At 59.5% G+C, this 6,785-nt stretch carries 5 protein-coding genes and 1 pseudogene; 4 read left to right on the forward strand and 2 right to left on the reverse strand.

What is annotated here, in order from left to right:
* The first annotated feature begins 696 nt into the window (after positions 1 to 696).
* Complete coding sequence (locus tag ACI38B_RS05850) at positions 697 to 2,088, forward strand: THUMP-like domain-containing protein (RefSeq protein ID WP_439729932.1); 1,392 nt, start codon at positions 697 to 699, stop codon at positions 2,086 to 2,088.
* A 198-nt stretch (positions 2,089 to 2,286) separates the two neighbouring features.
* Here ACI38B_RS05850 and crgA read toward each other — a convergent pair whose 3' ends face one another.
* Positions 2,287 to 2,712: a cell division protein CrgA gene (crgA, locus tag ACI38B_RS05855; RefSeq protein ID WP_081966567.1), complete on the reverse strand. Its 426-nt coding sequence runs from the start codon at positions 2,710 to 2,712 to the stop codon at positions 2,287 to 2,289.
* Between the two features lie 64 nt (positions 2,713 to 2,776).
* Between crgA and ACI38B_RS05860 the strand changes: the two are divergent.
* The 3 genes and pseudogenes from ACI38B_RS05860 to ACI38B_RS05870 all read left to right on the forward strand — a co-directional run.
* A pseudogene (locus ACI38B_RS05860) lies at positions 2,777 to 3,532 on the forward strand (DUF881 domain-containing protein); the annotation flags it as partial.
* 237 nt (positions 3,533 to 3,769) lie between these two features.
* The gene (locus ACI38B_RS05865; protein ID WP_439729933.1) at positions 3,770 to 5,041 is read left to right on the forward strand and encodes a class E sortase; all 1,272 of its coding nucleotides are present in this window, start codon (positions 3,770 to 3,772) and stop codon (positions 5,039 to 5,041) included.
* A gap of 35 nt (positions 5,042 to 5,076) precedes the next feature.
* A complete protein-coding gene (locus ACI38B_RS05870; protein ID WP_439729934.1) occupies positions 5,077 to 5,727 on the forward strand; it encodes an anthranilate synthase component II in 651 nt (216 codons plus the stop codon).
* A gap of 823 nt (positions 5,728 to 6,550) precedes the next feature.
* On the opposite strand, the gene ACI38B_RS05875 is transcribed toward ACI38B_RS05870, so the two are convergent.
* Positions 6,551 to 6,785: hypothetical protein (locus tag ACI38B_RS05875; RefSeq protein ID WP_439729935.1), on the reverse strand; the 235-nt coding region annotated here is incomplete at its 5' end.

The following is a 6,785-nucleotide window of genomic DNA, read 5'->3' on the forward strand; positions in this document are numbered from 1 at the left end:
GGCTGGCAGCGGCTGGCAGCGGCTGGCAGCTGCCGTATCTCGCCGCAGTGCGATTTCGCGGTCGCACGCCACGGGGATACCACCAACCAGAAGCGTTCAGCGACCGGCACCAAGCCACGGTGCGATAGCCGTGTCACATGACAGACGGTTTGCCGCCGATTCACAGGGTGATACGACCGACATCAGGCCGCAGTGCGACAGCTGTGCTGTATATGGGCAGTTGGGCCAATATGGGAATCCCACATCCGTCGATTGCTGATTCTCAGGCTTGTGCCGCAGCGACATAACAGTGCGCAATAGTCACAAAACGGAATTACACCGGTGTAGTTTTCCACATCTGTGGACAAGGCGGTGGATAACTTGGGTATAAGTGGGGTATAAGTCGTGGAAAACTGTGCAAGTTATCCACATACATATCCACAAATTGTGCATTTCCAAGGATTTTCAGGTGTGGACGATGTGCACAAATAGTTATCCACAATTTCAAAATCTATCGACATTCGATAGATTTCTCTAGTGGTCCCCCAATGCCAAGACCCCTAGATGTGGTGTTGCCCACAGATTATCCACCGAGTTGTCCACTTATCCACATTTGGTGGATAATCGCCCGCCCTCCCCGACTAATGCCAACCATCGCCGCCTCAACCGTCACCACCACAACAACCATCCGCTGCGTCACCCACGTATGATGGCGGCATGGATATCAACGAGCAGACACGACGCTTCATCGCCGCCCATCGCACAGAGCAGGTGCGCGACATCGCGCTTCACGCGCATCCCGAGGACGGAACCGACCTCGCCGTCGCGCTCGACTGTATCGAAGGCTGGCAACGCGCGCGCACCAAACTCCCACAATGGGCGGCATGCGAGGACATCATCTATCCCCCGCATCTGGCCATGGAACAATGCTCATCCCAGTCCACCGCGCAATACAAGGCAGACCTCGCGCAACGCCTCTCATCCGGGGCGCCGCACCCCACCACGCTGATTGATATCACCGGCGGATTCGGCGTCGACTTCTCATACATGTCCCGCGTATTCGACCGCGCCGTCTACATCGAACGCCAACAGCACCTGTGCGAGCTCGCAGAACACAACATGCGCGCGCTCGGCCTCGGCAACGTCAAGATCGTGAACGCCGACGCCGCCACAATCCTGGACAAACTGCCCTCGGCCACGCTCATCATGGCGGATCCCGCCCGCCGGGACGCCCACGGCTCCCGCACCTACGCAATCGCGGATTGCACGCCCGACATGCTTGCGATACTGCCGAAACTGGCCGGTATCGCGCCCACCATCATCATCAAACTCTCCCCGATGCTGGATTGGCATCAAGCCGCTCAGGACTGCAATCGCGCGCTCGACGATGCGGCGACACCATCCGCGGTATCAGAAATCCACATCGTCTCCGTGCACAACGAGTGCAAGGAGCTGCTGCTCGTCATCACCCGCCACGGCGCCGGAGACACAGGAAACACAGGAAACACAGGAAACAACAGCGAAAACAACGAAAGCAACAGAAACAACAAAACAGACGGGCAACACGGCGAACATGGGAGCCAAAGGGGCGCCGACAGCAACAGACAAGCCGCGAAACACCACGACGGCGGAACCGGCTCCTCCCCGCTAGTCACCTGCGTCGACGACGACACCGTATTCAGCTTCCACACCCAAGACACAGCCGGCACAAGGGCCCAGGAACGCGAACAGCTGCGACACAACGCCCAGCCGACGACCCCGAACCAGCCTGCATACCTCTACGAGCCGAACGCATCGCTGATGAAAGCCGGCTGCTTTGACCTGCTCGCGCAGCGTTTCGGTGTCACGCAAATCGACAGCAACAGCCACTTGTTCGTGTCGGACAAGCAGGTCGACGCGTTCCCGGGACGAGCATTCGCCATCAACGCGTATGGACCGGTCAAACACACGCTGCGCGGCATCAAGCAAGCGAATATCGCGGTACGGAATTATCCCGCGAGCGTGGCGCAGGTGCGCAAACGTTATCACATCGCCGATGGGGGAGATACCTTCGTATTTCTGACGACCATGTCAGGGAAGAAAACGGCGTTCGTGTGCGCGAAAGCGTAGATAATCTGCCGTATCTGTTGTAACTGTTGTAGATAATCTCTGGGTTGGCGGCTGTTCCCCGACTGCCCCCATTGCACCACGCCGCCTGCCTACGCTCCGGCGCGGGAGGCGGGATGCGGCGTTTGCCGAATACGCATGTCTCTCGGTGGCCGCCGTGCGTTACGCGCTACGCGGCGGCCACCGAGAACCCATAAGCGGTCAGTGCCACCCCATGGTCATCAGGAAGCCGATCATGATCAGCGCGCCGCCGACAGCGAGATTCCACATGCCGATGGCGGGAATCGGATACTTGCCGGTCAGGTAGTACACCACTGCCCAAACCAGGCCGATAATCATCAGCGCGCAGAACAGCGGCACGAACCAGCGCGGGTTCGACTTGGTGCTCTTGATGCTTTCCTCAACGCGCTTCGTGTTCTCAGCCTGACGCTTCATCATGCGCTGCATCTGCGGAGTCATCGATGATTTGTCGGCGGTGGCATTCAGCACGGCTTCGACTTCATCCATCGGGATGCCGTAATCGTCGTCGTTCGCTCCATCATTGGACGCGGTGGCGTCCGACACGTTGTCGACCGACTGCTCGTCGGTTTCGTGCAGCTCTTCGTCAGCCATGTGCATAGTCTCCATTCGAATAGGCTAAAAAGTCATCATAGCGGCTACACTCGAAAGCAGCGAACACGGCGGAGGCGAAATGAGCAGACACACCGGAAAACATGGGGTCAAACACTCCATGCTGGGCGGCATTGCCGTGTTCGTCATCGTCGCCCTCACTGGGTTCCTGCTCGCCACCAACATCCGCGTGAACCGCACCGCAACTGTCACCTCCGATACGGCGCAGATGGTCGAACAGCGTGTCGAACAAGCCAACAAACTGCGCAGCGAAGTCAGCAAGCTCAACTCGCAGATCAACACGTTGAACAAACTCGCCGGCACGGGAAGCAGCGACTCCTCCAACAGCGAGGACGCCGGTTCAAGCACCGTTCTTCCTGCCGTTCAGGGGCCGGGCGTCACCGTCACGCTTGACGATTCGCCGTTGTGGAAAACCATGGTGAACAGCTCAGGTTCGACTTCGAATATCAACGATTATGTGATTCATCAGCAGGATATCGAGGCGGTGGTCAACGCGCTCTGGGCCGGCGGGGCAGAGGCGATGATGATTCAGGATCAGCGCGTGCTGTTCAACTCCGCCGTGATTTGCGTCGGCAATGTCCTGATGTTGCAAGGCAAGCAGTATTCGCCGCCGTACACGATTTCCGCCATTGGGCCGACCGAGGACATGATCGACGCGCTGGCGGACTCCCAGGCCGTGCAGGTGTATCAAGAGTATGTGAGCGCTTTCGGGCTCGGCTGGAATGTCGAGACGAAGGATACGCTGAAATTCCCGGAATCGCCGCTTGTGATGCAGCCGCTGAAATACGCCACGGCGACCGGCAATGGGAATTCCGAGAGCGGGAATCTCAGTGGTTCCAGCGGTTCCGACGATTCCAACGGTTCTGAAGGAGCCGGCACCGGGAATTCCGAGTCCGGCAGTTCCAGCGATTCCAACAGTTCCGACAGCGGCTCCGGCAATACCGATGCCTCCGGTTCCGCCGGAACGACCGCGTCAAACCCATCTTCGGCCAGCATACAAGGGGACTGACCGCATGACACCCGATTTCACCATCACACACCAGGACAATCAATCATGAGCGACCCGACATCACCGTCATACGAATCCACGACACCGCGTCAGCACGACAACGCGCCGGCGCAAGCCAATGCCGATTACACCGCGCAGTCAGTGCCTGCCGCCGCACAATCCGGGCAAATCCTACGCCCCGGGTATGCCGCACAGTCCGAATCTGCCCCGCAATCCAATCGCGCCGCTCATGCCGGGTATACCAAGCGTCTCGGCGTGGGCTGGCAAATCATCGGCATCATCGCGGAACTCCTCATCACCGCGGCGGTTATTTGCGCGCTGTACATCGTATGGTTGTTCTGGTGGACCGGCGTGCAATCAGAACACACCCAAGCCGAAACCCGCGAATCGACCACCAGCACGTGGACGCAACCTGCGCAACACGGATCCGGCACGGCAATCGCCAAAGAACAGCCGGGCGACCCCCCAGTACAACCGGCCAGCGCGAATGAGGGCGACCTCGTCGCGGAAGTCTACATACCGCGGTTCGGCAACCAATGGGTGCGCAACATCGTGCAGGGGACCAGTCTCGAACAGCTCAACAAGCATGGCATGGGGCATTACGACAACAGCCAGATGCCGGGCGCGATCGGCAATTTCGCGTTCGCAGGCCACCGCGCCGGCTACGGATCGCCGCTGGCGGACATCGACAAGCTGCAGACGGGCGACGCCATCATCATCCGCACCCAGGATTACTGGTACGTGTACCGGTATACCAGGCATCTTGTCGTGCTGCCGACCGAAACGCAAGTGGTCGCCGCCAATCCGGACGACCCGGGCAGCGCGCCCATCAAGCGCATGCTCACCATGACGACATGTACCCCGCGGTATTCCACGCCGACGCACCGCTGGATCGCCTACGCCGAATTCGCGTACTGGGCGAAAGTCTCCGACGGTGTCCCCGCAGAACTCGCTTCAGACGCTTCAGGGGCAGTCAGCTTCTCCAGCGCGCCGACATCATCAGCGGTTTCGAAGCTCGATTCCCTCACGCCGGTTGTACAGTGGGCGCTCATCATCTACGCCGTGCTGTTCATCGCGGCCGCCATCGTGTGGCGCTGGCCGGTGCTCAAAGCCATCCACGAGGGACGTCGGCAGCGCCCAGATGCAAGCATCTACGGCATGATTGTGCGGCTTCAGCCGGGCGTGCTGCCGATCCGGATCTTGCTCACGGCATTGCTCGCCGTCGCCGCGGCCGCCGCGCTGCTCCAATGGGTGTATCCGTGGGCTGCGTCCACAATCCCGATACTCCAGCAGATGTCGAACTATGTCGCTGTGTAATATGGCTTGCAACACAGAACGGTAAAGGAGAGGCAATGACGGATTCAGCGCATATCCTGGTCATCGACAACTACGATTCCTTCGTCTACACGATTGTGGGGTATCTGCGCACCTTGGGCGCCACCGTGGATGTCGTGCGCAATGACGCCATCGACCCGTCGACACCTGGTGTCATCGACGGGTACGATGGCGTGCTCATCTCACCTGGACCGGGGACCCCGTCGGAATCCGGGGCGAGCGAAGGCATGATTCGACTGTGCGCGGCCAACAAGAAGCCGATGTTCGGGGTCTGCCTGGGATTGCAGGCACTTGCCGAGACTTTCGGGGCCACCGTTGACCATGCGCCGACTATCATGCACGGCAAAACGAGCCAAGTCGAGCATATTGACGATGAGATTTTCGCCGGTGTCGCGAACCCGATGACCGCGACCCGCTACCACTCGCTCGCCATTGAGCCGGATTCACTGCCGGACGAGCTGGTTGTCACCGCACGTGCGCTCGACGATCACACGATTCAGGGCATCAAGCACAGCGAACTGCCGATGTATGCCGTGCAGTTCCATCCCGAGTCGGTCATGACGCAGGACGGTTACCGACTGCTGGCGAACTGGCTCGCCGTGTGCGGGCAGACGAACGCCGTGGACAAGGCTCAGGGGCGCCAACCGAAAATCATGAAGACCCGCTGATTTCTTTGCGTGCCTGTGGGGTCGCGGCGGTCCGCGGTCGGCATGGTAGACGCGGTCGGCGCGGTGCATGGTAGTCACGGTGCACGGTAGACTCGGTGCACGGTAGGCGAGTGCGATTCGAGCGATACGTGCGATACGAGCGATACGAGCGATACGTGCGATACGTGCGATACGAGACGCGCGCAGAAGGGCGAAACGGCAGTTATCAGCGGACTCACCACAATCCCCACTTCCTCCTCAGCAGGAGACTCGTGAAAAGGGCGAAGTTCAGTTATCGGCCGCAGTCAAGGCAGGCACGCGCCGAGAGAGTCATGCTCCCGCAAACTGGTTACGCTGGTTAGGCTGAGGCGCTGGTCATGCCGGTCGCGCCGGTTACGCTGAGCGCGGCGCCAGTGCGACCGGATTGAGTGGTCGAGAGCGGCGGGAGCAACCGTTCCTCAGTGCGTTTTGTTCATTTGAGTTGTTCGGTGTCATCACTTTTTCTGGACATTTTCGTCGTTCAATCTGGACGGGTTGAGTGGCGGGGTTGCTCGAGGATCGATCCGGGGAGTGGGATTTCGGCGGACGACCGGGCACTCCGGCACTGAATCCGAAAACGACAGGCGGAATCGGAATCAGTCTCTGCATCTCATAGGATCTAGCATCAAGGATTTTCCATGGCAACACCACAGAATCGCGAAATTCCAATGATTTGACTGTACCATGCACGGGTGGATGACGCCGGACCATGTGTCCAAGTCGACCGGACCACGGACCGAATCAGAAAACGATACTCGAAATCCAATCCAGTCCACAACAGCCCCGACCGCAACATGCCCGCCAATCACGGCACCACCACAAAACCGCAGAATACCAAGGAACCCACCAGCACCTCAAGACCAGCCACCGGCACACCTGCCTCGCAGCGGCCCGAACCTGCGGACCAAATCTGAGATTGGGAGCCGAAGATCGATCCAGTTCGCACCGACACCGGGCCACCAACCACAGCAACATCACAAAACCGCAGAATACCAACAATCCACAAAACATACGAAGACAAGGCGCAGCACACCGGCCAC

Origin of the sequence: Bifidobacterium sp. (assembly GCF_051876855.1) — a bacterium.
In the GTDB taxonomy this organism is placed as follows: domain Bacteria; phylum Actinomycetota; class Actinomycetes; order Actinomycetales; family Bifidobacteriaceae; genus Bifidobacterium.